The following is a 25658-nucleotide window of genomic DNA, read 5'->3' as shown; positions in this document are numbered from 1 at the left end:
TCAGGAAGAGGGCAGGTCGCCCTGCGTATTAAGCTGGCGCTTCCGCCAGTACCGCAGCAGCGGAGGGACAACAATCACCGCGATGGCCAGAAACAGAAGCGTTTTCGTTACGCCGCTTTGCCACAGAATCGCCACGTTGCCGTTGCTGATGGACAGCGCGCGGCGCAGGTTCTGCTCCAGCATCTCTCCCAGCACAAACCCTAAGATCAGCGGCGACATCGGGAAGTGCATCTTACGCATAATGTAGCCCAGCAGGCCCAGCCCAACCATCAACAGCAGGTCGAAGGTGGTGCTGTGCACCGCGTAGACGCCGACCGCGGACACGGCGGCGATGGCCGGGGCCAGAAACCATAACGGAATCGTCAGCATGCGGGTGAACAGGCCGATCAGCGGAATGTTCATAATCAGCAGCATCACGTTGGCGATGAGCAGCGCGGCAATTAACCCCCAGACGATATCCGGCTGTTCGGTAAACATCGCCGGTCCCGGCGTGATGTTGTAGAGGGTCAGGGCGCCCATCATCACCGCGGTGGTCCCGGAGCCGGGAACGCCGAGCGTGAGCATCGGAATAAACGAGCCGCAGGCGGAGGCGTTGTTCGCCGCTTCCGGCGCCGCGACGCCGCGAATATCGCCCTTCCCGAAGGTAGCGCTATTGCCGCTAAGCTTTTTCTCGGTCATATAGGTGATGGCGCTGGCAATGGTCGCCCCTGCGCCCGGCAGAATGCCGACAAAGAAACCCACCACCGATGAGCGCAGGGTCGCGCCCACGCACTGGCCCGCCTCTTTGGCGTTAAACAGCATGCGTCCGGTTTTCCGTACCAGCTTCTGCCCGCCGCTGGTGCTCTCCAGCATCAGCAAAATCTCCGAAACCGAAAAGAGCCCAATCACCACCACGATAAACTGCACGCCGTCGGAAAGATGAACGCTGTCGAACGTGAAGCGGTACACGCCGGTATTGGCATCAACGCCCACCGTCGCCAGCCCCAAACCGATTAACGCGGCGAGAAATGACTTCAGCGGATTTTCCGCCATCATGCTGCCAAGGCAGGCGATGGCAAAAATCATCAGGGCGAAATATTCCGCCGGGCCGAACGCCAGCGACCACTGCGCCAGCACCGGGGCGAACAGGATGATCCCGCCGATAGCGATCATTGAACCAACAAAGGAGCTCACGGCAGAGATCGACAGCGCTACGCCGCCGCGCCCCTGCTGCGCCATCGGATAACCGTCGAGAGCGGTCATAATGGCGGCGGCATCACCGGGTACGTTAAGCAGGATAGACGAAATGCGCCCGCCGTATTCACAACCAATATAGACCGTAGCCAGCAGGATTAGCGCTGATTCCGCGGGCAGGTGCAGAGCAAAGGCCAGCGGCAGTAAGATCGCGACACCGTTAATCGGGCCCAGACCCGGCAGGAGACCGACGATAGTGCCAACAAAGCAGCCAATTAGCGCGATGGTCAGGTTGCCCGGCGTCATGGCAACGGCGAAGCCCTGTGATAAATAAATCCAGATATCCATAACCTTCTCCGTTAACTCAACCAAACGCCGAGCGGCAGGGTGACATCAAGCAGGGCGTCAAAGACGTACCACAGCGCGATGCCCATCGCGACGCCGGCTACCCCGGCGGCGGGCAGGGTGGCGCCAAACAGCAGGCCAAACGCGGCGGTCAGCAGCGCGGTGGCCAGAGGAAAACCCAGCCATTCAAAACCCCACGCATAGATCCCCAGCGCAACCACCATGGTTAATAGTCGTTGTAAAACCCGGCGCCCGGGCCACGTGATGGCGTCGGGCCGACGCAGAAGCAGCAAAACAGAGCATGCCAGCATCAGGCCGATAATGCCGACCGGGAAAGGGCGTGGGCCGACGGGCTCATAGGCGTATTCGCTGTGAATTTGCCAGGCGATAAACATTCCACCCGCGCAGAGCAGCAGCCACACTCCGGCAAAAATACGATCGCTCATCGCAACCTCCGTAAATTATTTGGCCAGGCCAAAGGATTTCGCCTGCAGGCGATACGCTTCCACCTGTTGTTTAACGTAGGCGTCCAGTTCCTTACCGTTCATGTTGAATTCGAACAGGCCGCGCAGCTCGCGCTGCTTTTTGAACGCGTCGGTCTGCTGCAATTTCGTGAACTCATCCACCCACCACTGATAGTCGGCGTCGCTGACTTTCGGACCCACGAAGAAGCCGCGAATAATCGGCCAGACCAGGTCATAGCCCTGCTCTTTGGCGGTCGGCACATCGGCGAGGTCACCCGGCAGCCTTTCGTTAGCGAACACCGCCAGCACGCGGATTTTATTGCCCTGGAGATAAGGCACCATTTCGCTAAGATCGCCGGAGACCGCCTGCACGTGATTGCCCAGCAGCGCGGTGACCGGTTCGCCGCCGCCCTCAAACGCCACGTAGCGCATTTTGTGCGGATCGACGTTGGCTTTTTGCGCCAGCAGCGCCGCTTTCATCCAGTCCTGGCTACCAATGGAGGCGCCGGCGCCGATGACGATACTGGCGGGATTTTTTTCCATCGCCGCCAAAAACGACGGCAGGTCTTTCCACGGCGAGTCGGCGCGGACGGCGATCATGCCGTAATCGGTGCCGACGCTGGCCAGCCAGCGCACATCATCCACGCCGTAGCGGCCAAACTTGCCCTGCGCCAGGTTGAGCAGCGAGCCGCCGGAGAACGCGACTACGGTACCGGGTTCGCCGGGGCGCTGGGCGACGATCGCGTTGTAGGCCACAGCGCCTACGCCGCCGGGCATGTAGGTGACGCGCATCGGTTTTTCGATGGCGCCGGTTTCCATCAGGCTGACCTGGATCAGCTTGCAGGTGAGGTCGAAGCCGCCGCCGGGCTTGGCGGGCGCGATACATTCGGTACGGGAAGGCGCCTCGGCGGCCAGGGCAGAGGCGGTTAAAAGGCATAATGCAATGGCGCCAGCACGGCGCAGGAATGGCATATTCATAAGCTTCCTCAGTCAGATACAGGAGACGTTTTTTTAATTATGTGAACCGGCATGTGGCTATTCGGTTGCGTGATTGTTAAAACAATTACCTTTCATTTCCCTTTCAATGCGGCAGCAACTTTTCAGGATGTGATATGCGTCTCTTACTGGCAGAAGATAACCGTGAGCTGGCTCACTGGCTGGAGAAAGCGCTGGTGCAGGGCGGGTTTGCCGTGGACTGCGTATTGGATGGTCGCGCGGCCGATCATCTGCTGCAAAGCGAAAAATATGCGCTGGCGGTGCTGGATATTGGCATGCCGGGACTCGACGGTCTGGAGGTGGTGCAGCGCCTGCGAAAGCGCGGGCAGACCCTTCCCGTCTTGCTACTCACTGCCCGCAGCGCGGTGGCGGATCGGGTTAAAGGGCTGAACGTCGGCGCCGATGACTATTTGCCGAAACCTTTTGAGCTTGAAGAGCTGGATGCCAGGCTGCGCGCGCTGCTGCGGCGTAGCGAAGGCCAGGTGCATGAGGTTCAGCAGATCGGCGCGCTGGAATATCGCGATGAAGGCTATTTTTTACTCTGCGGACAAACGCTGTCGTTGACGCCGCGCGAGCAGGCGCTGCTGACGGTGCTGATGTTTCGCCGTACGCGGCCGGTGTCGCGCCAGCAGCTGTTTGAACAGGTTTTCAGCCTGAACGATGACGTCAGCCCGGAAAGCATCGAGCTGTATATCCATCGTCTGCGTAAGAAACTTCAGGAGAGCAACGTGCGTATCGTGACCCTGCGCGGCCTGGGCTACGTGCTGGAGCTCGCTCATGAGGTGGGGTAAACCGCAGTCGTTATTCGCTCAACTGTTGCTGTTTCTCGGCCTGCCGCTGGTTTTGCTATGGGGGCTGTCGGCGTTCAATAGCTACGTCAGCGCTCTGCAGGCGGCAACCCAGGCTTACGATCGCACGCTGCTTTCATCCGCCCGCACGGTGGCGGAACGCCTGGTGGTTCGCCGCGGTAGGCTGGAGGTGAATGTCCCCTGGGTGGTGCTGGACAGCTTCGAGCTGAATATGAACGATCGGCTGTACTATAAGGTACTCGATCCCGAGAAGCGGGTGATTTCCGGTTTTGACGACCTGCCATCGATGCCGCCATCGACCTCTCGAACCGAGCTCTATCCGGCGCTGGCGTGGTTTTATCATACTGAATATCGCGGTCAGGCCATCCGCGTGGCGCGCCTGCTGCAGCCGGTTAACGAAGGCGGCGTTGTCGGCATGGCGGAAATCTACATCGCCGAAACGCTGCAGTCGCGGCGCTGGCTGGCGGGACAGCTACTGTTTTCATCATGGATCTCGCAGGGGCTATTAGTGCTGTTGACGCTGGTGCTCACCGGCTGGCTGCTGCGCCGCGTGCTGCGGCCGATGCGCCGGCTTTCGGCGCTCATGGTGCGGCGCGAACCCGGCCTGCTGACGCCGCTGCCGGAGCTGCTGCCGTGGTCGGAAACCCGTCTGCTGATCGTGGCCTTTAACCGCTATATCGACCGGTTACGGGTGATGATCTCCCGCCAGGAGCGCTTTAGCGCCGACGCGTCGCATCAGCTCAAAACGCCGTTAGCGGTGTTGAAAACGCAGGCCTCAGTGGCGCTGGCGAGCGGCGATCCCCGGCTGTGGCGAGAGAGCCTGGAGGCGATGAGCGGCACGCTTGACAGTACTATTCTGCTTACCGAACGCCTGCTGCAGCTGGCTACCATCAAACGGAAAGAGCAGGGCGAACACGCGTTCCCGCCGGTGGACCTGCATGAGATCGTCCACAACAGCTGTTTTTCGCGTCTTCAGCAGGCGCGGAGCAAGGCTATCGATCTCGGCTATGAGGGGGAACCCTCGACGGTGACCATTGCCGGCGATGGCGTGTTGTTGAGCGAGCTGTGCGCGAATCTGCTGGATAACGCGATTCGCTATACGCCGCAGGGCGGTATCGTCACGGTCAGCCTGCATCGTGACGGAGAGGCGGTGCTGCTGGACGTCGAAGACAGCGGGCCGGGGATCGATGATGCGCAGATTCAGCAGGCGCTCATGCCGTTCCATCGTCTGGAAAACGTGGGTGACAACCCCGGCGCCGGGCTTGGACTGGCGCTGGTCAGCGATATTGCGCGCCTGCACCGCAGCCATCCGCAGCTGCTGCGTAGCGAAACGCTGGGCGGGCTGAAGGTCAGACTGCGCTTTTTGACCGTGGGTTCAGAGTAGGCCTTTCAGGGTGAGCGTCCTGCGGGTCGCCGCGTTCAAATCATAGTGGGGAAGATCTTCTGCCTTCACCCAGGCGTAGTCCTGAAACTCCTCGTTGATCGTCACTTCGCGATTGGCGCTGATGCAGTCGAAGATCAGGTAAATCATATAAATCTCTTCCCGGCGGCCATCGGCGTAGGTTTTAACCCGGATATCGTCGCTAAAGGTCCACGGCGTAATCTGGGTCAGCTGCAGTTTTTCGCCCAGCTCCTCGCGAATTTCTCGCCGCAGCGCCTCTTCAATGCGCTCGCCTGGCTCGACGCCGCCGCCGGAGAGCGCCCACTGGCCGGGAAATACGCCGCGATCGTCGGCCATTTTGCACAGCAGATAGTGGCCTTCATGTTGAATGAGCGGGCAGACGATAGTCCTTTGACGCATGATTTCTCCTTACTGATGACAGGGATAACTAACGGGAAGGCCCAGTTTGCGAGCCGCCTCGGCAAACCGCAAGCGAAAACGCGCGGCGAACGCGTGCGGTGGTAGGGTGAGCGTAGGTTAACGGGTCAGGGGCCATCATGGAACAGATAGCAAGCCACTCACCGCACGATGCGGTGTTTAAACACCTTTTGTCCCAACGGGCAACGGCGCGCGATTTTTTGTCTATTCATTTGCCGAAGCATTTGCGGGAACAGTGCGATCTGCGAACGCTGCAGCTGGAATCCGGCAGTTTTATTGAAGAGGACCTACGCGCAAGCCATTCGGATATTCTTTATTCGCTAAAAACCCAGCACGGAGAGGGGTACATCTACATTCTTATAGAGCATCAAAGCTCTCCCGACAGGCATATGGCGTTTCGCCTGATGCGATACGCCATCGCGGCCATGCAGCGCCACCTTGATAAAGGGCATCATCAGCTGCCGCTGGTTATTCCTCTGCTATTTTATCACGGCAGGATCGCTCCTTACCCGTACTCGACGCGCTGGCTGGATGATTTCCCTCAGCCAGAGGTGGCCGAGCGGCTGTATAGCCAGCGTTTTCCACTGATAGACGTCACGGTGATTCCTGACGATCGGCTTGTGCAGCACCGCCGTGTCGCTATGCTGGAACTGCTGCAAAAACATATCCGCCAGCGGGATTTGATGGACATTTCTGAGCAACTGGTCAGGATATTATCCTTGGGATACACTACGCGTCGGCAGTTTAAAACTTTGCTGAATTATATGCTTCAGGCGGGCAACGCCGCCGATCCGGTGGCCTTTTTACGCAAGCTCGCGCAAAAGACGCCACTCAAGCCGCATAAGGAGACGCTGATGAATATTGCTCATTTTCTGGAAGAGCGTGGCCGTAAAGAGGGGGTCCTTCAGGGAATGAAGGCGGGGATAGAAAAAGGTTTACGAAAGGGTCGACAGGAAGGCCGGAATGAAGGCCGTCATCAAGGACGGCAGGAGGCGACGCAGCGCATTGCTCAGGCGATGCTGGATGATGGGCTTGAGCCCTCTCAGGTCGCAAAGCTAACCGGTTTGTCGCTGCGGCAGCTCGCTAAGCTTCGGCACTAAGCGCGTTTAAAAACAGTAAAATGGCAGCCGCAAGGGCTGCCATCAGTATTACTCTCCGTGCTTTAAGGCTTTCAGCGCCGCAGCCACGCCCGCGCCGTAGTCGGGGTGGACTTCACTGAACAGGCCAATTTGTCGCTGCTGAATAAACTCAGGGACATCCCGCATATCATTGGCGATACGCTGGAACATACGCTGATGTTCATCTTCGCTTAATAGCTCAAACAGCCTGCGCGGCTGGCTGAAGTAGTCGTTATCTTCCCGATGATTCCAGTGGACCGCCGCGCCTTCAAGGCTTAAAGGCGGCTCGCTAAAGTCCGGCTGTTCCTGAAACGCGCCAAAGCTGTTGGGTTCATAGGTGACGCCGTTGCCGCTATTGCCGTCAACGCGCATCGCGCCGTCGCGGTGGTAGTTATGGAACGGGCAGCGCGGCGCATTGACCGGAATTTGATGATGGTTGACGCCCAGACGATAGCGCTGGGTATCGCCGTAGGAGAACAGCCGTCCCTGCAGCATGCGATCCGGAGAGAAGCCGATCCCGGGCACCACATTGGCCGGATTCATCGCGACCTGCTCAACTTCTGCGAAGTAGTTGTCCGGGTTGCGGTTGAGCTCCAGCACGCCGACTTCCATCAGCGGATAATCAGCGTGCGGCCAGATTTTGGTCAGATCGAAGGGGTTATAAGGGACCCGGCTGGCGTCCGCTTCCGGCATGATCTGCACGTAGAAGGTCCAGCGCGGGAAATCGCCTTTTTCAATCGACTCATAGAGATCGCGCTGCGAACTCTCGCGGTCCTCTGCCACCAGGCGTTTCGCTTCATCATCCATCAGGTTGGCGATCCCCTGCTGGGATTTGAAGTGGAATTTCACCCAAAAACGTTCGTTATCGGCATTAATAAAGCTGAACGCGTGGCTGCCGAAACCGTGCATATGGCGATAGGAGCGCGGAAGGCCGCGGTCGCTGAAATCAATCGTTAACTGATGCAGCGTTTCCGGCAGCAGGGAGAAAAAGTCCCATTTCCAGGTGGGGTTACGCAGGTTGGTGCGCGGGTCGCGCTTCACGACGTGGTTAAGGTCGGGAAACTTCAGCGGGTCGCGAAGGTAGAAAATGGGCGTATTGTTGCCCACCAGATCCCAGTTGCCTTCTTCGGTATAAAACTTGATCGAGAAACCGCGAATATCGCGCTCGGCATCAGCGGCGCCGCGTTCTCCGGCGACGGTTGAGAAGCGCAGGAACAGATCGGTGGTTTTACCGATTTCGCCAAACAGTTTTGCGCGGGTATAGCGGGTGATATCGCGGGTAATGGTCAGTTTACCGTAAGCGCCGGAGCCTTTAGCGTGCATTCGGCGTTCCGGGATAACCTCACGGTCGAAGTGGGCCAGTTTTTCCAGAAACCAGACATCCTGCAGCAGCATCGGGCCGCGCGGGCCTGCGGTGACGACATTGTTATTATCGACAACCGGGGCGCCGGCGGCGGTGGTTAATCCTTTTTTGCTCATCTTTATCTCCTGACAAAGTTTTATGTAACTTATTCATCTCTTTGCGACGACGAAATAAGCTGGAGCCTATTTGTATAATAAAGGCTGAGACCCAGCAATTTGACCCTGACTATTGAATTGATATCTGAGACCGTTAACAAGGCTCCCGAAGCAACTGGTTACAATCACGCGGTAAAAGCGCGCTATAACGCATTGATTCCTTAAAACGGAGCAGTACAATTTCGCGGTTTTTTGGGATTTTCTTATTATTATTTTCTGGATAGATAAAAATGAAAAAAAGCATATTTATGGCCCTGGCCGGCATGATGTTCGTCTCGACGGCGGCAAATGCGATCAGCGTCAGCGGGCAGGCCGGCGAGCACTACACTAACCTTGGCGTCGGATTCGGTACGGAATCGACCGGCCTGGCGGTAACCGGCAACTGGCTGCACAATGATGACGACGGCGATGCGGCGGGGCTGGGATTGGGCCTGAACATTCCCCTGGGGCCATTCCTGGCCACCGTGGGCGGAAAAGGCGTTTACACCAACCCGAACAATGGCGATGAGGGCTACGCGGCGGCGGTTGGCGGCGGTCTGCAGTGGAAAATCGGCGACAGCTTCCGTCTGTTCGGCGAATACTATTACTCTCCCGATTCACTCTCCAGCGGTATCGACAGCTATCAGGAAGCCAATGCCGGCGCGCGCTTTACCATTATGCGCCCTCTGAGCATCGAAGCTGGTTACCGCTACCTTAACCTGGCGGGTAAAGACGGCAACCGCGATAACGCGGTCGCGGACGGTCCGTACGTCGGCGTCAACGCCAGCTTCTAATCTCTCCGGCGCGGTATTCCGCCGCGCCTGATTTTCAGGCTTTTTCACCAGCCGCTTTGCGATATAGTATTTCTACTTATCAGGCTGGAGTTCACAATGTTAAACGTGGAAATGCTGTCCACCGGCGATGAAGTGCTGCATGGGCAAATCATCGACACCAATGCCGCGTGGCTGGCGGATTTCTTTTTTAATCAAGGATTACCCTTAAAGCGTCGCCATACCGTGGGTGACGACCTCGACTCCCTGGTGGCGATTTTACGCGAGCGCAGCGAACACGCTGACGTGCTGATCGTTAACGGCGGCCTGGGGCCGACCAGCGACGATTTGAGCGCGCTGGCCGCGGCGACGGCCAAAGGCGAAGGGTTAATTCTGCACGAAGATTGGCTGGAAACCATGACCCGTTTCTTTGCCGAGCGCGGAAGACCCATGGCCGCCAGCAATCGTAAACAGGCGGAAATTCCGCAAAGCGCCGAGATGATCAACAACCCGGTCGGGACCGCATGCGGTTTTGCCGTGCAGCTAAACCGCTGCCTGATGTTTTTTACTCCCGGCGTGCCTTCCGAATTTAAGGTGATGGTTGAACAGGAAATCTTACCGCGCCTGCGCGAACGTTTCCCGCTATCCGCTGCGCCGCTGTGTTTGCGCCTGACCACCTTCGGCCGTTCCGAAAGCGAACTGGCGCAGAGCCTCGACCATCTGCAGCTGCCGCCGGGCGTCGTGATGGGCTATCGCTCCTCGATGCCGATTATCGAACTGAAGCTGACCGGGCCTGCCGAACAGCGCGAGGCGATGCTGGCGCTGTGGCCGGAAGTGCAGAAGGTGGCCGGAGAGAGCATGATTTTCGAAGGTACCGAAGGCCTGCCTGCGCAGATCGCCCGTCGCCTGCAGCAGCGTCAGCTAAGCCTGACGCTGAGCGAGCAGTTTACCGGTGGTCTGCTGGCGCTACAGCTTTCTCGCGTCAACGCTCCGCTGTTGGCCAGCGAAGTCATTCCGGCGCAGGAGGAGACCCTGGCGCAGTCTGCGCGCTGGGCGGCGGAACGGCGCGAAAAACACTTTGCCGGCCTGGCGCTGGCGGTGAGTGGTCAGGAGAGCGATCACCTGAACTTTGCGCTTTCCACGCCGGACGGCACCTACGCGCTGCGGGTGAAATTCACCACCAACCGCCACAGCCTCCAGGTGCGTCAGGAAGTGTGCGCGATGATGGCCCTCAACATGCTGCGCCGCTGGCTGAACGGCCAGGCGGTGGCCGGTGAACACGGCTGGATTAACGTCGTCGAATCTCTCTCAGCGTAAATCCACCTCCGCGTCGGGAGCCCCTCCCGGCGCGCGATGAGTCCAGCCTGTTGTACTTGCTTTAAAATATTCTGTGCACTATCTCGCATTTTTCTCCCTCTGAACGTCCACCCGGCTGGAATAGCGTCGTCATTTGAAGTCGCTCACAATTTACACGCCCGACAACCGCAACACTGATTCCAGTATTCAGGATTGGAGTCCAGTATGTTGGAATCAAGCAAAGTCCCGGCGCTGACCCGCGCCATTGATATTCTCAATCTGATCGCCCGCATCGGCCCCTGCAGCGCGGCGACCATTATTGACGAACTGGGTATTCCGAAAAGCACCGCCTATCTGCTGCTGGGAGAGCTGAAAAAACAGCGCTTCCTCAGCATGGATAATCAGGATAACTACTGCCTGTGGACCAAGCTGGTTGAGCTGGCCGGGCAGGCGCTGAGCAAAATGGACCTGCGCGAACTGGCGCGCCCGCGCCTGACGCAGCTGATGGATCAGTGCGGGCTGCTCTGCCACCTGGGCATCATCGACAGCGGCAACGCCTACTACATTCTGAAGATTGAATCCCCGGCCACCATCAGCGTGCGTTCGCACGAAGGTAAGAGCCTGTCGTTATATCGTTCCGGCATTGGTAAATGCCTGCTGGCCTGGCAGCCCGAGCGGGTTCAGGAGTCGATTATCAGCGAGCTGCAGTGGGAGCGTGCGACGCCAACCACCATCACCAGCGCCCAACAGCTTCGTGATGAACTGGGCCGTATTCGCGCCCGCGGCTGGAGCTTCGATAACGGCGAAGACTATCCCGACGTTCGCTGCGTGGCGGCGCCGGTTTTTAATGCCAATAACGAATTGACCGCCGCCATTTCCGTGGTGGGTACCCGTCTGCAAATCAATGAAGACAATCGCGATTACCTCGCCGGTAGGGCGATTGCCTGCGCCAAAGATATTTCCCGTCTGCTGGGGTGGAAGAGCCCCTTCGAACAACAAGCCTCATAATAAGGAGAAGATCATGACCCTACCGAAAATTAAACACGTCCGCGCCTGGTTTATCGGCGGTGCTACCGCAGAGAAAGGCGCTGGCGGCGGCGATTATCATGACCAGGGGGCAAATCACTGGATTGACGATCATATCGCCACGCCGATGAGCAAATATAAACAGTATGAACAGTCCCGCCAGTCGTTTGGCATCAACGTTCTCGGCACGCTGATCGTTGAGGTCGAAGCCGAAAACGGCCAGACCGGCTTTGCGGTATCGACCGCGGGCGAGATGGGCTGCTTTATCGTGGAAAAACACCTCAACCGCTTTATCGAAGGCAAGTGCGTCAGCGATATCAAACTGATCCATGACCAGATGCTCAACGCCACCCTGTACTACTCCGGGTCCGGCGGCCTGGTGATGAATACGATTTCCTGCGTCGACCTGGCGCTGTGGGATCTGTTCGGCAAAGTGGTTGGGCTGCCGGTTTACAAACTGCTGGGCGGCGCGGTGCGCGATGAAATTCAGTTCTACGCCACCGGGGCGCGTCCGGACCTGGCGAAAGAGATGGGCTTTATTGGCGGCAAAATGCCGACCCACTGGGGGCCGCACGATGGCGACGCGGGGATCCGCAAAGATGCCGCGATGGTGGCCGATATGCGCGAAAAGTGCGGCCCGGACTTCTGGCTGATGCTGGACTGCTGGATGAGTCAGGACGTTAACTACGCCACTAAACTGGCCCACGCCTGCGCGCCCTCTAACCTTAAGTGGATCGAAGAGTGCCTGCCGCCGCAGCAGTATGAAGGCTATCGCGAGCTTAAACGCAATGCCCCTGCCGGCATGATGGTCACCAGCGGCGAGCACCACGGTACGCTGCAATCCTTCCGCACGCTGTCGGAAACCGGCATCGATATTATGCAGCCTGACGTGGGCTGGTGCGGCGGCCTGACCACGCTGGTGGAGATTGCGGCGATCGCCAAATCGCGCGGCCAGCTGGTGGTGCCGCACGGCTCGTCGGTCTATTCGCATCATGCGGTTATTACCTTTACCAACACGCCGTTCAGCGAATTCCTGATGACCAGCCCGGACTGCTCAACGATGCGTCCGCAGTTTGACCCGATTCTGGTTGATGAGCCGGTACCGGTGAACGGGCGCATTCATAAAACCGTTCTGGATAAACCGGGCTTCGGCGTTGAGCTGAACCGCGACTGCAACCTGAAACGTCCTTATAGCCACTGATCCCGTCGTGCCGCACAGCGCAGATGTGCGGCCTATTGTTGAGGATATTACGATGAGCAACGCCTTGCTTGAGAGCGTGGTGAAGAAAAACCGCGCCCGTTTGATCCCCTTTATGCTGGCGCTGTACGTGCTGGCGTTTCTTGACCGTTCGAATATCGGCTTTGCCAAAGAGACCTACCAGTTGGATACCGGTCTGAGCAACGAAGCCTATGCGCTGGGGGCAGGGATTTTCTTTGTGGTGTACGCCTTTCTCGGGGTGCCCGCTAACCTGCTGATGCGCAAATTCGGCGCAAGAAAGTGGATCGGCTGCACCACCTTGCTGTGGGGGCTTCTCTCCGCGGCGATGGCGTGGGCGGATACCGAAGCGAAGTTTCTACTGGTGCGCACCCTGCTGGGCGCCGCGGAAGCGGGTTTTTTCCCGGGCATGATCTACCTGACGTCCCAGTGGTTTCCGCAGCAGAACCGCGCCAGCATTATGGGGCTGTTTTATATGGGCGCGCCGCTGGCGCTGACCCTCGGGTCGCCGCTCTCCGGCGCGCTGCTGGAAATGCATGGTTTTATGGGGCATCCCGGCTGGTTCTGGATGTTTATCATTGAGGGGCTGCTGGCGGTCGGCGCGGGGTTCTTCACCTTCTTCTGGCTCGACGATACGCCGCAAAAGGCGCGCTTCCTGAGCGCTGCCGAAAAACAGGCGTTAATCAGCGAGCTGGCCAGCGAAGAGCAGAAAAAGGTGACCTCGCGTTTGTCCGATGCGCTGCGCAACGGCCGCGTCTGGCAGCTGGCGATTATCTATCTCACCATTCAGGTGGCGGTTTACGGCCTGATCTTCTTCCTGCCAACCCAGGTTGCCGCGCTGCTCGGCACCAAGGTGGGGTTCGTGGCGTCGGTGGTGACCGCGATCCCGTGGGTGGCGGCGCTGTTCGGTACCTGGCTGATTCCGCGCTACTCCGACCGCACCGGCGAGCGGCGTAATGTGGCGGCATTCACCCTGCTGGCGGCGGCAATTGGCATTGCGGTCTCCGGGCTGGTGTCGCCGGTGCTGGCGATTATCGCGCTGTGCGTTGCCGCCGTCGGCGTCATTGCCGTGCAGCCGGTCTTCTGGACCATGCCGACGCAGCTGTTGTCCGGTACGGCGCTGGCCGCTGGCATCGGCTTTGTGAACCTGTTCGGCGCTATCGGCGGGTTTCTGGCGCCCATTATCCGCGTCCAGGCTGAAACCATGTTCGCCAGTGATTCTGCCGGATTAGTGACGCTCGCCTGCGTGGCGATTGTCGGGGTGGTTATTATCTTTTCACTGCGCGTGAACCGCGCCGTGCCGCAGGCTGGCAGCGTACAGCATTAATGTAAGGGAGAACTATGAACGCAATTTTATCGAACCCATTTAAAGCGGGATTATTACAAGGGGAAGCGCAAATTGGCCTGTGGCTGAGCTCGACCTCTTCTTATATGGCTGAGATTGCCGCCACCTCGGGTTACGACTGGCTGCTGATTGACGGCGAACATGCGCCCAATACCATCCAGGATCTTTATCATCAGCTGCAGGCCATTGCGCCCTACGCCAGCCAGCCGGTCATTCGCCCGGTAGAGGGCAATCGCAGCCTGATTAAACAGGTGCTGGATATCGGCGCCAGAACGCTGCTGATCCCCATGGTCGATACCGCCGAACAGGCGCGGGAGATTGTCTCGGCTACCCGCTACCCGCCGCTGGGTACCCGCGGGGTGGGGGCCGGAGTGGCCCGCGCCGCGCGCTGGGGACGGGTCGAAAACTATATGGCGCAGGCCAACGATGAGCTGTGCCTGTTGATTCAGGTAGAGAGTAAAACGGCCCTCGATAATCTGGATGCGATCCTTGAAGTGGAGGGCATTGACGGCGTGTTTATCGGCCCGGCGGACCTGTCAGCCTCGCTGGGCTACCCGGATAACGCCGGTCATCCTGAAGTGCAGCGGGTCATTGAACAGAGCATCCGCCGCATTCGCGCGGCGGGTAAGGCGGCCGGATTCCTTGCCGTCGATCCGGAGATGGCGCACAAAGCGCTGGCGTGGGGGGCGAATTTTGTTGCCGTTGGCGTCGATACCAACCTTTACACCAGCGCGCTGGATAAACGGCTGGCGATGTTCAAGCCGATAGCCGAACAGGCGGAGGGAAAGGGGAGCTACTAGCCCCCCGGTGCTGGCGCTGGCGTCAGGCCAGCGCCTGTGCCAGCAGGGTGATGGGGTGTTCGCAGCGTTTGCTGGTGGACATCTCTATCTGCCATTTGCAGGTTTCGCAGTCGGTCACCACCAGATCCGCGCCGCTCTCCTCAATTTGCCGGAACAGCGGCGCGCCCATCGCCTGCGATGAGTCGTAGTTCTCCGCCTTGAAGCCGTATGTGCCGGCAATACCGCAGCATTGCGAGTCGAGTACCTCCAGCTGCAAGCCGGGGATCAGCCGCAATAGCTCAAGGGTATACAGCGACCAGCCCATTTTTTCCATATGGCAGGGCGTGTGATAGACCACCTTCAGCGGCAGCGTTTTTAGCTTCAGAGGCCGCCCATTATCCAGCTGACGCCATAGCCAGCGAGTCGCCAGCTCAATCCGGTCGCGGATATCGTGATTATCGATATCAAGGAGATGCGGATATTCATCGCGCAGCGTAAAGGTGCAGGTCGATGAAGTCGCAATAATGGGCAGACTATTTTCCCGCATCGCGATGACGTTGCTCAGCGCCTGCTTGCGCGCTTTCGCAAAAAAACCGTTGGCAATCAGCGGTACGCCGCAGCATTTCTCTTTGCTCAATAACTGCACCCCGATGCCCATGGCGTTCAGCACCCGGATAAGATCTTTGCCCAGCTGCGGATTGTTGTAGTTCACATAGCAGCCGTGAAAAAACGCCACCTGTTCGGCGTACTGCCCCTGCCGGGCGGCCAGCTGACGATATGCGCGGCGAAAGGTACCAAAGCCATATTTCGGCAGCGTGCGGCGGTGGTCGATTTTAAGCGCGGCATCAAGGATTCGGCGTACCGGCCTCAGCCCGGTGGCGGCGTTCACCAGCGGGGCAAAGGGCGTGGAGAGGGCGCCCATCAGGTCGGTATGGCTGAGGATAGCATCGCGCAGCGTGGGCTTCTGCCGACCGTACTCCATGCGCGCTCGCTGGATAATATCGCCAATTTTGACGTCCGAAGGGCAGGCAACTTCGCAGCGTTTACAGTTGATGCAGTATTTCAATGCCTCGTCGTAGAGCGCGCCGTCTTTCAGACGCAGGCGTTCGCCGTCCGGCCCGGCCTGTTTTGGCCCCGGATAGCGCGGATTAACCCGGCTGACCGGGCAGGCGGTGGTGCAAACGGTGCATTTTATACAGTGTTCAAAGCGCGTGTCGTTCATGATTCACCTCCGGCAAGCTCGCCGATTAACCCAGCGGCATGCAGCGCGGTCACCGCGCAAACGCCGCCGCCGCATCCCAGCGCGATGGCGTCAAAACCGCCGAGGATCGCGCCTACGGCGAATAGATTCTCCAGCGTCTGCCCCTGAAGCTGCGGGCGCAGATCCGCATCGGTTTTCAGGCCGAAACGCTGCCAGGGCTGAGAGGCAAAAAAGTCCTGCTGATACCAGCGCTCGCGCGGCAGCGTCTGCTGCAGGTCAAGGCCGAGGATCGGCTCGCGCACGCCGCTGCGCTCGGCGACCAGCCCGTTGCTGAAAAAGCTGCCGCTGGCCAGCACCGCGAAGCGCGGGCGCAGCGGGATATCGCCGTGATTGTGCGTCCAGATCGCGTTAACGCTACCGTTGCAGTGGCTGATATCGATGACTTCATCCCCGGTCAGCCAGGTCCCGCCGCTGCGGATAAATTGCCGCTGCAGCTGGGCGTGCAGGCGCATCCCCGGCACCGACGGCGGCAACGTAGGCAGCAGGCGCAGCGGGCAGGGCAGGCGCTGCTGCAGCCACTGGTACAGGCGATCGTCGGCGAGGCCAAAGCAGGCGGGCATAATCAGTAAATTATGCCGCTGCGCCAGCGGGCGCAGCGCCGCCAGCAGGGCCGGCCAGTGCGCTTCATCGTCCAGCCGGCGGGCAATATTGGCGGCACGAAATTCGGATGGGCTATCGCGCAGCACATCGAGGAGGGGTAAATCTATCTCATGGGCTTCGGCGGTCACGCCGTGCTGGTTCAAAGAGGCGGCGGCAAGATGCGGCTGGAAGTCGCCGAATCCGCTGATGCCGACTACGCCGACGCCGCTGGCGGGCAGCGGCGCGGTGGCGATTTCCTGCGGCGATAGCCAGGCCGCGCGTAAGGTTCCCAGCGGCGTCACGCGCAGATGCGGCTGGCTGGCGTCGCCCTGCATGGCGATACCGCAGTCGGCAAACAGCGCCTGACTCTGGCGGGCGTAATCCATCACCCGTTCGGCGCCGAGCCTGGCATAGGGATGTTCGGGAAGCTGGCGGGCCAGCTGGCCGATGCCGTGAGCGACATCGGTGACGGTGTCGCCATTCGGCAGCGTGGTAAGTAAATCCAGCGAGGCGGAAGAGAAGTGCAGGGCGCTTTGGCCGCGGCTGATAATCACGCTGCGCAGGCCGCGCTGGTTGAGCGCCAGCCCGCAGAGCAGTCCGGCGAGGCCGCCGCCGATGATGGCGCAATCAAACTTCATCCTGATGCTCCTTTTGTAATCCGCACAGGCCGAGATAGACCCAGCGGGTGAACTCGCTTTCGCGCAGCGCGTCCCCCCAGGCCACCGGCTGGACGCCTTTCCAGCGTTCGTTCAAAAATTGAGACAGCTGGGTAAGGGATCGCGCGGAAGTGGTGACGTTAAAACGCGCGAGCAGCCCGGCGGCGCGGCAGGCGCACAGTTCGCCCTGACAGGTTCCCATGCCGACGCGGGTGCGGCGGCGCAGGTCGAGCAGGTTTTTCACCGCCAGGTTTTCGACCGCGTACTGAACCTCGCCGGCGGTCACCGCCTCGCATTCGCAGACCAGGCTGCGGTGCTGGCGGCTATCGCCAAGCCAGGCCGGGGTGCGATCGCCGTGGCGATAGATGGCCGACCCGCGCAGCGACGCAGGTAAAGAGATGATTTTGCGTAGCGTGGCTTCCGCCGGCTCCTGCGAGCCCGGCAGCGGCGTATCGGCGGTCGTACAGGGGACGGTATTTCCGAGCTTGCGGCAGAGCGCATCCGTGGCCCACTCCGCCATCAGACGATAGGTCATCAGCTTACCGCCGGTGATGGTGATAAAGCCCTCCAGTCCGTCGCGCCGGGCGTGGTCGAGCAGCACAATACCGCGACTGACGCTGCGCCCGCTGGGATCGTCATCGCTGGCGACCAGCGGACGTATGCCGGAGTAGGCGCGCAGTACCCGCGTCCGCCCCATGATCGGCGCCAGCTTTTCCCCTTCGCGCAGCAGCGTTTCGACCTCCTCGGCCGTTACCCGGTTGTCGTCAATTTCGTCATAGGGAATATGCATCGAAGTGGTGCCAATCAGCGAAATAGTATCGCCGGGCACCAGGATATCGGCGTCAGCCGGTTTGCGGCAGCGGTTGATAACCTGACGGTTAATGCGGTGGTCGAGGATTAACAGCGATCCTTTTGCCGGAAACATCGAGATGCGCAGGTCGGCATACTCTGCGATGCGCTGCCCCCAGATCCCGGCGGCGTTGACCACCACCTGCGCGCGCAGCGTGCGCGATTCACGGAGCTGATGGTTGTAGATCGTGACGCCATGGACGCGATCGCCCTGACGCAGCAGGCCGGTGACTTCGCAGCCGGTGAGGATAGCGGCGCCATGTTCGCGGGCATCGAGCATATTTGCGGCGGTGAGGCGGAAAGGATCGACGGTGCCGTCGGGGACCTGCACCGCGCCGAGCAGCGCCGGGTTAACCGCAGGCTCAATGCGCAGCGCCTCGGCGGGCGTCAGAGGCTGGGCCTCAATACCCGCCTGCTGGCAGGCGGTGATAAAGGTGTGCTGATACGCCGGATCGTCTTCCGGCAAGGTAATAAACAGGCCGCTGGTGGGCTCAATGCAGTGCCGGGCGATGCGGCGTAAGATGCGGTTTTCGCTGATACACTCCCGCGCCGATTCGCTATCGGTTACCGCATAGCGCGCGCCGCTGTGCAGCAGGCCGTGGTTGCGGCCGGTCGCCCCGGTGGCGATATCGTAGCGCTCAACCAGCGCCGGCTTCAGCCCGCGCAGCGCGCAGTCGCGCGCGATCCCGGCGCCGGTGGCGCCGCCGCCAATAATAATGACGTCATATTCACGACTATCGGCCATCTCCCTGTCCTCTGTGTTCGTTTTACATCATTTAGCCATATCGACCGCGTTTAATGTTTGATTTCGAGCATATTTGCGCGTAATTCGAGCGTTTGTTGTGACTTTATGCGCATATTGGAAAGTTCTGTCATATTTCTGTAACAAAGTGTGCGACATTTCACAGTATTAGATTTACGCTTTGCCTACTATCGCGACCAAATCAGAAGTCAGTGAATAAATTACGTTTTTTTGCGACGACGTCAGAAGAACAGCAATGGCCACGGAGGCTGATATGTTAAGTATATTTAAACCCGCAGCGCATAAAGCGCGTTTGCCAACGGCGGAAATCGATCCGCTATATCGTCGATTACGCTGGCAGATCTTTATCGGTATCTTCTTCGGATATGCCGCTTACTATTTGGTTCGTAAGAACTTTGCTTTGGCGATGCCCTATCTTATCGAGCAGGGGTTCTCCCGCGGCGATCTCGGCTTTGCGCTTTCCGGTATCTCTATCGCCTACGGATTTTCGAAATTCATCATGGGCTCGGTTTCTGACCGTTCGAATCCGCGCATTTTTTTACCGGCAGGCCTGATCCTTGCCGCGCTGGTGATGCTGGTGATGGGCTTCGTCCCCTGGGCGACCTCCAGCATTATGGTGATGTTCGTCCTGCTGTTCCTGTGCGGCTGGTTCCAGGGAATGGGCTGGCCGCCGTGCGGACGTACGATGGTGCACTGGTGGTCGCAGAAAGAGCGCGGCGGTATTGTTTCGGTATGGAACTGCGCGCACAACGTCGGCGGCGGGATCCCGCCGCTGCTGTTTCTGCTGGGGATGGCGTGGTTTAACGACTGGCACGCGGCGCTGTATATGCCGGCTTTCGGCGCGATCCTGCTGGCGATTTTCGCCTTCGCGATGATGCGCGATACTCCGCAGTCCTGCGGCCTGCCGCCGATCGAAGAGTACAAAAACGATTATCCTGACGACTACAGCGAGAAGCACGAAGAAGAGCTGACCGCAAAGCAGATCTTTATGCAGTACATCCTGCCGAACAAGCTGCTGTGGTACATCGCCGTCGCCAACGTGTTTGTTTATCTGCTGCGCTACGGCATTCTTGACTGGTCGCCGACCTACCTGAAAGAGGTTAAGCACTTCGCGCTGGATAAATCGTCCTGGGCCTACTTTCTTTACGAATACGCGGGGATCCCGGGCACCCTGCTGTGCGGCTGGATGTCGGATAAAGTGTTTAAAGGCAACCGCGGCGCGACCGGCGTCTTCTTTATGACCCTGGTCACCATCGCCACCGTCGTCTACTGGCTGAACCCGCCGGGTAACCCGGGCGTGGATATGGCCTGTATGATCATCATCGGCTTCCTGATTTACGGTCCGGTGATGCTGATTGGCCTGCATGCGCTGGAGCTGGCGCCGAAAAAAGCCGCCGGCACCGCCGCGGGCTTCACCGGCCTGTTTGGCTATCTCGGCGGCTCCGTGGCCGCGAGCGCCATCGTTGGCTATACCGTCGATTTCTTCGGCTGGGACGGCGGCTTTATGGTGATGATCGGCGGCAGCGTGCTGGCGGTCCTGCTGCTGATTATCGTGATGCTGGGTGAACGACGCCATCACCAACAGATGAAACAAGCTTAAGGAGCGGCGATGAAAAGCACATTAACCACCCTGATGAGCGGAATGCTGCTGGCCGCGACGGCGCTCTCTTTCAGCGCCGTCGCGGGGGAGAAAATCGTTATCGCCCACCGCGGCGCCAGCGGCTATCTGCCGGAACATACCCTGCCGGCGAAAGCGATGGCCTACGCGCAGGGGGCGGACTACCTCGAGCAAGACCTGGTGATGACGAAAGACGACCGGCTGGTGGTGCTGCATGACCACTATCTGGATCGGGTGACCGACGTGGCCCAGCGTTTCCCGCAGCGGGCGCGTCAAGATGGCCGCTTCTACGCCATCGACTTTACCCTCGCCGAGATAAAGTCGCTGAAGTTTACCGAAGGGTTTGAGCCGAAAGATGGCAAGAACGTGCAAACTTATCCGGGCCGTTTCCCGATGGGTAAATCTGATTTCCGTATTCATACCTTTGAAGAGGAGATTGAGTTTGTGCAGGGGCTGAACCATTCGACCGGCAAAAACATCGGCATCTACCCGGAGATCAAAGCGCCGTGGTTCCACCATCAGGAAGGCAAGGACATTGCCGCCAGCACGCTGAACGTGCTGAAGAAATATGGCTATACCGGCAAGCAGGATAAGGTTTATCTGCAGTGCTTTGACGCCAACGAGCTCAAGCGCATCAAACAGGAGCTGGAGCCGAAAATGGGGATGGATCTCAATCTGGTGCAGCTTATCGCCTATACCGACTGGAATGAGACCCAGCAGCGGCAGGCCGACGGCAAGTGGGTGAACTACAGCTATGACTGGATGTTCAAACCGGGGGCGATGGCGCAGATCGCGCAGTACGCTGACGGCATTGGCCCGGACTACCATATGCTGGTGGCGGAAGGCTCGACGCCGGGTCACGTGAAGCTGACGGCGATGGTGAAAGAAGCCCATGCCAGCAAGCTGCAGGTGCATCCGTATACGGTCCGCGCGGATCAGCTGCCAGCGTATGCAGCGGACGTGAATCAGCTTTACGACGTTCTGTATAACCAGGCGGACGTGGACGGGTTGTTTACGGATTTCCCGGATAAGGCGGTGAAGTTCCTCAATAAAAACTAAGCCATTAATCAGGGGCGCTTGCGCCCCTGTTCCAGAGGGGCAGCAGCCCGGCCAGTCGTAACTGTTTTTCCCACTCTGGCTCTGGCCCCAGCTTTTCCGCAACCTCGTTGACCAGCGCCTGAATCACTGGCGAGGCGCGACGCGTCTGGCGATACAGCGCCACAATGTTGCCACCCTCCGGCTGCCAGTCGGGTAAAACAATTTTTAGCTCTCCCCGCATTATCGCTTCAGCGCCTAAAAATAGCGGCATGACCACAATCCCAAGCCCCATTCTGGCGGCCTCCAGCAGGCTGAAGGCGTTATCCGAACGCAGACGATTTTTGACCCGCCAGGTCTGACGCTGCCCGTTATGCAGCAACTGCCAGCAGCCGCCCGGCGCGCGATGGGTATATAGCAGCCCGTCGTGCTGCTCCAGTTCAACAGGATGCAAAGGCGTGCCCCGTTGCGACAGATAGTCCGGGCTGGCGCAGAGCCAGGTCAGGTTGCGCGCCAGCGTTCGGGCGATGAGCGTTGAGTCCGGGACGAGACCGAGGCGGATGGCGATATCAAAGTCGGGCTGGTGCATATTGATCTGCCGATCCTCCGTCGCGATATCGAGAGACAACCCCGGATGGTCGCGGATAAAACCGGCCAGAATCGTCGATAAATGAGTGGTCATAAACGTATGCGAGGTGGCAATCCGCAGCCCGCCCCGAAGCTCGCTGCGTGACGGGGCCACCGCCTCTTCTGCCAGCGTGACTTCGTCAAGCAGCCGCACGCACTCCTGATAAAATAGCAGGCCCGCCTCCGTGAGGCTAAGCCGTGGCCCGCGCTCCAGTAAGCTGGCGCCAAGCCGTTTCTCCAGCATCTTGACGCGCTGGCTGACTACCGATTTTGATGTCCCCAATTTTGCCGCCGCGCCGACAAAGCTCAGAGACTCAACAACCGAAACAAACGTGCTCATCTCCACGAACTTGTTCACACAGGCGCTCCTTTTTCGGGTCTTGCGGTTGACTATGCCTCGTTCTATGCGCCAGAAAAACGGCTGGCGAGATATTCTGCCGCCATGATCGCATCCGGATTGGTCGCCTGAGAGGGAACGTCCGGGAACAGCGAGGCATCGACGACAAACAGCCCGGCAATACCGAAAACTTTCCCGCAGGCGTCCACGACGGCGATGGGATCGCTTTCGTTCCCCATCGGCGCGGTCGCGCTGAGGTGCAGGTTACTTTTCACCGTCTTACGCTGTTCTTCTGCTATCTGCTGGTCAGTTTCTGCCAGTGTACCGCCTTTTACCATCGGGACTTCGCCAATCACCAGCGCCTGTAGCGGACCTTCCTGCACCAGCGCCCGGGATAATTTCACCGCTTCGACCATTCGCGTGACGTCGCGCTCGTCGCCCAGTAAATTGAGATCGATACGGGGGCCGAGCAGCGGGTTGCGGCTCGCCAAAGTCAGACGCCCGCGGGCAAAGGGGCGCGCCACGGTGAAAAAGAGCTGGAAACCCGCACCATGTGGAAATAGTTCAGGATCGACGAAGTGGTTATTGCTGATATAGAGATCCAGTTCGTTGGCTGCCGCCAGCGAAGATTGCGTCCAGAGCGTTGTGCCTATAGGGGGATAACTGGCATGCTCAGCGGACGTTGCCAGCATGATCCCGTTCACGGGTTGTTCCTGCAAGTTGCGCCCAACGGGGAGATCCTGTTTCACCGTGATCTCGAGATGGCGTAAATCGTCCGCAGGGCCAATGCCGGAGCGCAACAGAATCGCTGGCGTACCGGCCGCGCCGGCGCACAGGAATACGTTGTCGGTAGCGATCTGTGTTCCGTCCGCCAGCTGTACGCCGTTCACGCGCGAACCTTCAATCAACGCTTTATCCACGACCGTCATGCCGACAATCGACAGATTCTTGCGCGCGCGAACGTCTGCCGTCAGGTAGACCATGGCGGTATTTTGCCGGATGCCGTTGACAACATTGACCGGGTAGACCGCGACGCCGTGCTGCTGCGCGCCGTTGATATCGTCAACGGCGGCGAAGCCGTGAGCGCGGCAAGCATGATAAAACGCCTGGCTTGCCGGGCTGAGCGTTTCCAGCGCCGGTAACCGCACCGGAACCGGGCCGTGGCGACCATGCCAGCGATCGTCGCCATAGTCGGCGTTTTCAAGTCGTTTGAACCAGGGTAAGACCTTATCGAACGACCAGTCGCTCAGGCCGCGCTTGACCCAACGGTCAAAATCAGATTTGGGGGCGCGAACAAACGCGCCGGCATTGATCGTTGACCCGCCGCCAAGTACTTTTGCCCGCAGGTGACCGGCCGTGTGATCGGTTCCCGTTGCTACCCCGCGCTCCCAGACGTAATCGCCGCCACCAACAGAGTGGCTTTGCGCCAGCTCGTCCGGCCAGGCATCAGGGGCAAAAACGGGGCCGCCTTCCAGCAGCGCTACCTGGCAATCGGGGTTCTCGCTCAGACGTGCGGCGAGTACTGCACCCGCAGAACCCCCGCCGACCACGATGACGTCGTATGCTTTTTTCAGTCCGTTGGCGCAGTTTTCCTGTTTGACGGAAGCCATTTTTTCTCTCCTCATGAATGTCGTGACGCAGAGCATCAGCCAGCGTTGCTGCGACCATTGCTGATGGCCTTATCCGGTGGCTTATACAGGTAGAGTAGGCGGAGTGGGGGGAGGTGAACAGGGAAAGGAAGACGAACCCAGGGTTCGTAAAAAACGAACCCTGTAAAGAATGGGAATGCGTTTCAGACTGGCTTACATCTCAATTTCGATATCGCCTTTTGCCCGGCAGCAGCAGGGCAGAATCTCTCCCGGCTGGACAAACGCCAGCGGTTCGGTGAGCCAGTCAACCTGGCCCGAAACCAGCCGTAGACGGCAGGAGCCGCAGTAGCCTTCGCGGCACTGATACTCCACGTCGATATTGTGCGATTCCAGAGCCGCCAGCAGGGAGGGATGTTCATCCTGACACTCAAGGCGAGTGTCAGAAATCTTCAAAAAAATGCGTTTCATCAGAGCTGGAAGTTGCTCAGATCGTCGGCGTCGACTTCGGAATCGATCTGTCCGACGAGGTAAGAACTGACTTCCACTTCCTGCGGCGCGACCTGCACGTTATCGGACACCAGCCAGGTGTTGATCCACGGGATCGGGTTGGAGCGGGTCTGGAACGGCAGATCGAGACCCACCGCCTGCATGCGGATGTTGGTAATGTACTCAACGTACTGGCAGAGAATATCTTTGTTCAGGCCGATCATCGAACCGTCGCGGAACAGATAATCCGCCCACTCTTTTTCCTGCTGCGCCGCCTGCACGAACAGGTCGTAGCACGCCTGTTTGCACTCTTCGGCGATTGAAGCCATCTCCGGATCGTCGACGCCGGAACGCAGCAGGTTCAGCATGTGCTGAGTGCCGGTCAGGTGCAGCGCTTCGTCGCGGGCGATCAGACGGATAATCTTGGCGTTACCTTCCATCAGCTTGCGCTCGGCAAAGGCGAAAGAGCAGGCGAAGCTGACGTAAAAACGGATGGCTTCCAGCGCGTTCACGCTCATCAGGCACAGGTAGAGTTTCTTTTTCAGCTCGCGCAGGTTCACGGTAATGGTTTTACCGTTCACGCTGTGGGTGCCTTCGCCCAGCAGATGCCAGTAGCTGGTCAGCTCGATCAATTCATCGTAATAGCTGGAAATGCCTTCCGCACGTTTCTGAATCTGCTCGTTGGTGACGATATCGTCAAATACCATCGCCGGATCGTTAACGATATTGCGGATGATATGGGTGTAGGAGCGCGAATGGATGGTCTCCGAGAACGCCCAGGTTTCCACCCAGGTTTCCAGCTCCGGAATTGAAATCAGCGGCAGCAGGGCGACGTTCGGGCTGCGGCCCTGGATGGAGTCCAGCAGCGTCTGATATTTCAGGTTGCTGATAAAAATGTGTTTTTCGTGTTCCGGCAGCGCCTGATAGTCGATACGGTCGCGGGAAACGTCAACTTCTTCCGGACGCCAGAAGAAGGAGAGCTGCTTTTCAATCAGCTTTTCGAAGATGTCATATTTTTGCTGATCGTAGCGGGCGACGTTCACCGGCTGACCGAAGAACATCGGCTCTTTGAGCTGGTCATTTTTCGTCTGTGAAAAGGTGGTGTATGCCATGAGTGGGGATCCTGTCCTGGAATTATACGCCGGGCGGCGCTTCGCTAACCCGACCTACATTAGACCGTAGGCCCGGCAGGCAACGCGCCGCCG

23 protein-coding genes are annotated in these 25658 nt (G+C 59.1%); 11 read left to right on the top strand and 12 right to left on the bottom strand.

What is annotated here, in order from left to right; all coding sequences use genetic code 11:
- Genes MKleb_RS19020 through MKleb_RS19010 form a run of 3 tightly spaced genes read right to left on the bottom strand, consistent with a single transcriptional unit; the run spans position 1 to position 2954 of the window.
- Positions 1–1521: a tripartite tricarboxylate transporter permease gene (locus tag MKleb_RS19020; RefSeq protein ID WP_025106691.1), complete on the bottom strand. Its 1521-nt coding sequence runs from the start codon at positions 1519–1521 to the stop codon at positions 1–3.
- Between the two features lie 11 nt (positions 1522–1532).
- Positions 1533–1964: a tripartite tricarboxylate transporter TctB family protein gene (locus tag MKleb_RS19015; RefSeq protein ID WP_025106692.1), complete on the bottom strand. Its 432-nt coding sequence runs from the start codon at positions 1962–1964 to the stop codon at positions 1533–1535.
- Between the two features lie 15 nt (positions 1965–1979).
- Complete coding sequence (locus MKleb_RS19010; RefSeq protein WP_171820948.1) at positions 1980–2954, bottom strand: Bug family tripartite tricarboxylate transporter substrate binding protein; 975 nt, start codon at positions 2952–2954, stop codon at positions 1980–1982.
- 140 nt (positions 2955–3094) lie between these two features.
- On the opposite strand from MKleb_RS19010, the gene tctD reads away from it, so the two are divergent.
- Positions 3095–3769: a transcriptional regulator TctD gene (gene tctD / locus MKleb_RS19005; protein WP_014230233.1), complete on the top strand. Its 675-nt coding sequence runs from the start codon at positions 3095–3097 to the stop codon at positions 3767–3769.
- The gene (locus MKleb_RS19000; protein WP_025106694.1) at positions 3756–5171 is read left to right on the top strand and encodes a sensor histidine kinase; all 1416 of its coding nucleotides are present in this window, start codon (positions 3756–3758) and stop codon (positions 5169–5171) included. The genes tctD and MKleb_RS19000 overlap by 14 nt, the downstream gene beginning before the upstream one ends.
- On the opposite strand, the gene nudI is transcribed toward MKleb_RS19000, so the two are convergent.
- Entirely contained in the window at positions 5163–5588 is a 426-nt protein-coding gene (gene nudI, locus MKleb_RS18995) for a nucleoside triphosphatase NudI (RefSeq protein WP_014230231.1), read from the bottom strand. The two genes, MKleb_RS19000 and nudI, sit on opposite strands and share 9 nt — an antisense overlap.
- A 137-nt stretch (positions 5589–5725) precedes the next feature.
- Here nudI and MKleb_RS18990 point away from each other — a divergent pair, with 137 nt between their 5' ends.
- Complete coding sequence (locus tag MKleb_RS18990) at positions 5726–6706, top strand: Rpn family recombination-promoting nuclease/putative transposase (RefSeq protein ID WP_025106695.1); 981 nt, start codon at positions 5726–5728, stop codon at positions 6704–6706.
- Between the two features lie 48 nt (positions 6707–6754).
- Here MKleb_RS18990 and MKleb_RS18985 read toward each other — a convergent pair whose 3' ends face one another.
- Positions 6755–8203 carry a catalase gene (locus MKleb_RS18985; RefSeq protein WP_025106696.1) on the bottom strand — a complete coding sequence of 483 codons (1449 nt, stop codon included), beginning with the start codon at positions 8201–8203 and terminating at the stop codon, positions 6755–6757.
- 269 nt (positions 8204–8472) lie between these two features.
- Here MKleb_RS18985 and MKleb_RS18980 point away from each other — a divergent pair, with 269 nt between their 5' ends.
- From MKleb_RS18980 to yfaU, 6 genes are all read left to right on the top strand, one after another.
- Positions 8473–9015, top strand: coding sequence for a YfaZ family outer membrane protein (locus MKleb_RS18980; protein WP_004123076.1), 543 nt, complete (start codon positions 8473–8475; stop codon positions 9013–9015).
- A 96-nt stretch (positions 9016–9111) separates the two neighbouring features.
- Positions 9112–10308, top strand: a complete 1197-nt coding sequence (locus MKleb_RS18975; protein WP_025106697.1) for a nicotinamide mononucleotide deamidase-related protein YfaY — start codon at positions 9112–9114, stop codon at positions 10306–10308.
- Positions 10309–10512: 204 nt separating this feature from the next.
- Entirely contained in the window at positions 10513–11295 is a 783-nt protein-coding gene (locus tag MKleb_RS18970) for an IclR family transcriptional regulator (RefSeq protein WP_004852774.1), read from the top strand.
- Positions 11296–11308: 13 nt separating this feature from the next.
- Complete coding sequence (rhmD, locus tag MKleb_RS18965; RefSeq protein ID WP_014839100.1) at positions 11309–12514, top strand: L-rhamnonate dehydratase; 1206 nt, start codon at positions 11309–11311, stop codon at positions 12512–12514.
- A 52-nt stretch (positions 12515–12566) separates the two neighbouring features.
- Complete coding sequence (locus MKleb_RS18960) at positions 12567–13856, top strand: MFS transporter (RefSeq protein WP_004852770.1); 1290 nt, start codon at positions 12567–12569, stop codon at positions 13854–13856.
- Positions 13857–13870: 14 nt separating this feature from the next.
- A complete protein-coding gene (yfaU, locus tag MKleb_RS18955; RefSeq protein ID WP_025106698.1) occupies positions 13871–14674 on the top strand; it encodes a 2-keto-3-deoxy-L-rhamnonate aldolase in 804 nt (267 codons plus the stop codon).
- A 22-nt stretch (positions 14675–14696) separates the two neighbouring features.
- On the opposite strand, the gene glpC is transcribed toward yfaU, so the two are convergent.
- The 3 genes from glpC to glpA are packed head-to-tail and all read right to left on the bottom strand — an operon-like array spanning position 14697 to position 18743.
- The gene (gene glpC, locus MKleb_RS18950; protein WP_025106699.1) at positions 14697–15875 is read right to left on the bottom strand and encodes an anaerobic glycerol-3-phosphate dehydrogenase subunit GlpC; all 1179 of its coding nucleotides are present in this window, start codon (positions 15873–15875) and stop codon (positions 14697–14699) included.
- A complete protein-coding gene (gene glpB, locus MKleb_RS18945) occupies positions 15872–17131 on the bottom strand; it encodes a glycerol-3-phosphate dehydrogenase subunit GlpB (protein ID WP_025106700.1) in 1260 nt (419 codons plus the stop codon). Before glpB ends, glpC begins: the two co-directional genes overlap by 4 nt.
- Positions 17121–18743 (bottom strand): anaerobic glycerol-3-phosphate dehydrogenase subunit A, encoded by a 1623-nt coding sequence (glpA, locus tag MKleb_RS18940; RefSeq protein WP_025106701.1) that lies wholly within the window; start codon positions 18741–18743, stop codon positions 17121–17123. The genes glpB and glpA overlap by 11 nt, the downstream gene beginning before the upstream one ends.
- Positions 18744–19014: 271 nt before the next feature.
- Here glpA and glpT point away from each other — a divergent pair, with 271 nt between their 5' ends.
- Together glpT and glpQ are read left to right on the top strand one after the other, a co-directional pair.
- Positions 19015–20361 carry a glycerol-3-phosphate transporter gene (gene glpT, locus MKleb_RS18935; RefSeq protein ID WP_004852762.1) on the top strand — a complete coding sequence of 449 codons (1347 nt, stop codon included), beginning with the start codon at positions 19015–19017 and terminating at the stop codon, positions 20359–20361.
- Between the two features lie 9 nt (positions 20362–20370).
- Positions 20371–21438, top strand: coding sequence for a glycerophosphodiester phosphodiesterase (glpQ, locus tag MKleb_RS18930; protein ID WP_025106702.1), 1068 nt, complete (start codon positions 20371–20373; stop codon positions 21436–21438).
- A gap of 4 nt (positions 21439–21442) precedes the next feature.
- Here glpQ and MKleb_RS18925 read toward each other — a convergent pair whose 3' ends face one another.
- From MKleb_RS18925 to nrdB, 4 genes are all read right to left on the bottom strand, one after another.
- On the bottom strand, positions 21443–22399 hold the full coding sequence (locus tag MKleb_RS18925; RefSeq protein WP_025106703.1) for a LysR family transcriptional regulator: 957 nt from the start codon (positions 22397–22399) through the stop codon (positions 21443–21445).
- Between the two features lie 44 nt (positions 22400–22443).
- The gene (locus MKleb_RS18920; RefSeq protein ID WP_025106704.1) at positions 22444–23988 is read right to left on the bottom strand and encodes a GMC family oxidoreductase; all 1545 of its coding nucleotides are present in this window, start codon (positions 23986–23988) and stop codon (positions 22444–22446) included.
- Positions 23989–24180: 192 nt separating this feature from the next.
- A complete protein-coding gene (yfaE, locus tag MKleb_RS18915; protein ID WP_004104002.1) occupies positions 24181–24435 on the bottom strand; it encodes a class I ribonucleotide reductase maintenance protein YfaE in 255 nt (84 codons plus the stop codon).
- Complete coding sequence (nrdB, locus tag MKleb_RS18910) at positions 24435–25565, bottom strand: class Ia ribonucleoside-diphosphate reductase subunit beta (protein ID WP_004852757.1); 1131 nt, start codon at positions 25563–25565, stop codon at positions 24435–24437. Before nrdB ends, yfaE begins: the two co-directional genes overlap by 1 nt.
- Between the last annotated feature and the right edge of the window lie 93 nt (positions 25566–25658).

It is taken from the genome of Klebsiella sp. PL-2018 (genome assembly GCF_019048985.1).
Classification (GTDB): Bacteria; Pseudomonadota; Gammaproteobacteria; order Enterobacterales; family Enterobacteriaceae; genus Klebsiella; species Klebsiella michiganensis.
The sequence above is the reverse complement of the archived record's forward strand: the minus strand, read 5'-3'. Positions and strand labels throughout refer to the sequence as shown.

Bases quoted from the DNA above. Each gene is read 5' to 3' on its own strand.
- MKleb_RS18980 (WP_004123076.1), top strand. From the start codon at position 8,473: ATGAAAAAAAGCATATTTATGGCCCTGGCCGGCATGATGTTCGTCTCG.
- glpC (WP_025106699.1), bottom strand. From the start codon at position 15,875: ATGAACGACACGCGCTTTGAACACTGTATAAAATGCACCGTTTGCACC.
- tctD (WP_014230233.1), top strand. From the start codon at position 3,095: ATGCGTCTCTTACTGGCAGAAGATAACCGTGAGCTGGCTCACTGGCTG.
- glpA (WP_025106701.1), bottom strand. From the start codon at position 18,743: ATGGCCGATAGTCGTGAATATGACGTCATTATTATTGGCGGCGGCGCC.
- MKleb_RS19020 (WP_025106691.1), bottom strand. From the start codon at position 1,521: ATGGATATCTGGATTTATTTATCACAGGGCTTCGCCGTTGCCATGACG.
- MKleb_RS19015 (WP_025106692.1), bottom strand. From the start codon at position 1,964: ATGAGCGATCGTATTTTTGCCGGAGTGTGGCTGCTGCTCTGCGCGGGT.
- yfaU (WP_025106698.1), top strand. From the start codon at position 13,871: ATGAACGCAATTTTATCGAACCCATTTAAAGCGGGATTATTACAAGGG.
- nrdB (WP_004852757.1), bottom strand. From the start codon at position 25,565: ATGGCATACACCACCTTTTCACAGACGAAAAATGACCAGCTCAAAGAG.
- MKleb_RS19010 (WP_171820948.1), bottom strand. From the start codon at position 2,954: ATGCCATTCCTGCGCCGTGCTGGCGCCATTGCATTATGCCTTTTAACC.
- MKleb_RS18960 (WP_004852770.1), top strand. From the start codon at position 12,567: ATGAGCAACGCCTTGCTTGAGAGCGTGGTGAAGAAAAACCGCGCCCGT.
- glpT (WP_004852762.1), top strand. From the start codon at position 19,015: ATGTTAAGTATATTTAAACCCGCAGCGCATAAAGCGCGTTTGCCAACG.
- MKleb_RS18920 (WP_025106704.1), bottom strand. From the start codon at position 23,988: ATGGCTTCCGTCAAACAGGAAAACTGCGCCAACGGACTGAAAAAAGCA.
- MKleb_RS18975 (WP_025106697.1), top strand. From the start codon at position 9,112: ATGTTAAACGTGGAAATGCTGTCCACCGGCGATGAAGTGCTGCATGGG.
- glpB (WP_025106700.1), bottom strand. From the start codon at position 17,131: ATGAAGTTTGATTGCGCCATCATCGGCGGCGGCCTCGCCGGACTGCTC.
- MKleb_RS18990 (WP_025106695.1), top strand. From the start codon at position 5,726: ATGGAACAGATAGCAAGCCACTCACCGCACGATGCGGTGTTTAAACAC.
- glpQ (WP_025106702.1), top strand. From the start codon at position 20,371: ATGAAAAGCACATTAACCACCCTGATGAGCGGAATGCTGCTGGCCGCG.
- MKleb_RS18985 (WP_025106696.1), bottom strand. From the start codon at position 8,203: ATGAGCAAAAAAGGATTAACCACCGCCGCCGGCGCCCCGGTTGTCGAT.
- nudI (WP_014230231.1), bottom strand. From the start codon at position 5,588: ATGCGTCAAAGGACTATCGTCTGCCCGCTCATTCAACATGAAGGCCAC.
- MKleb_RS19000 (WP_025106694.1), top strand. From the start codon at position 3,756: ATGAGGTGGGGTAAACCGCAGTCGTTATTCGCTCAACTGTTGCTGTTT.
- yfaE (WP_004104002.1), bottom strand. From the start codon at position 24,435: ATGAAACGCATTTTTTTGAAGATTTCTGACACTCGCCTTGAGTGTCAG.
- rhmD (WP_014839100.1), top strand. From the start codon at position 11,309: ATGACCCTACCGAAAATTAAACACGTCCGCGCCTGGTTTATCGGCGGT.
- MKleb_RS18970 (WP_004852774.1), top strand. From the start codon at position 10,513: ATGTTGGAATCAAGCAAAGTCCCGGCGCTGACCCGCGCCATTGATATT.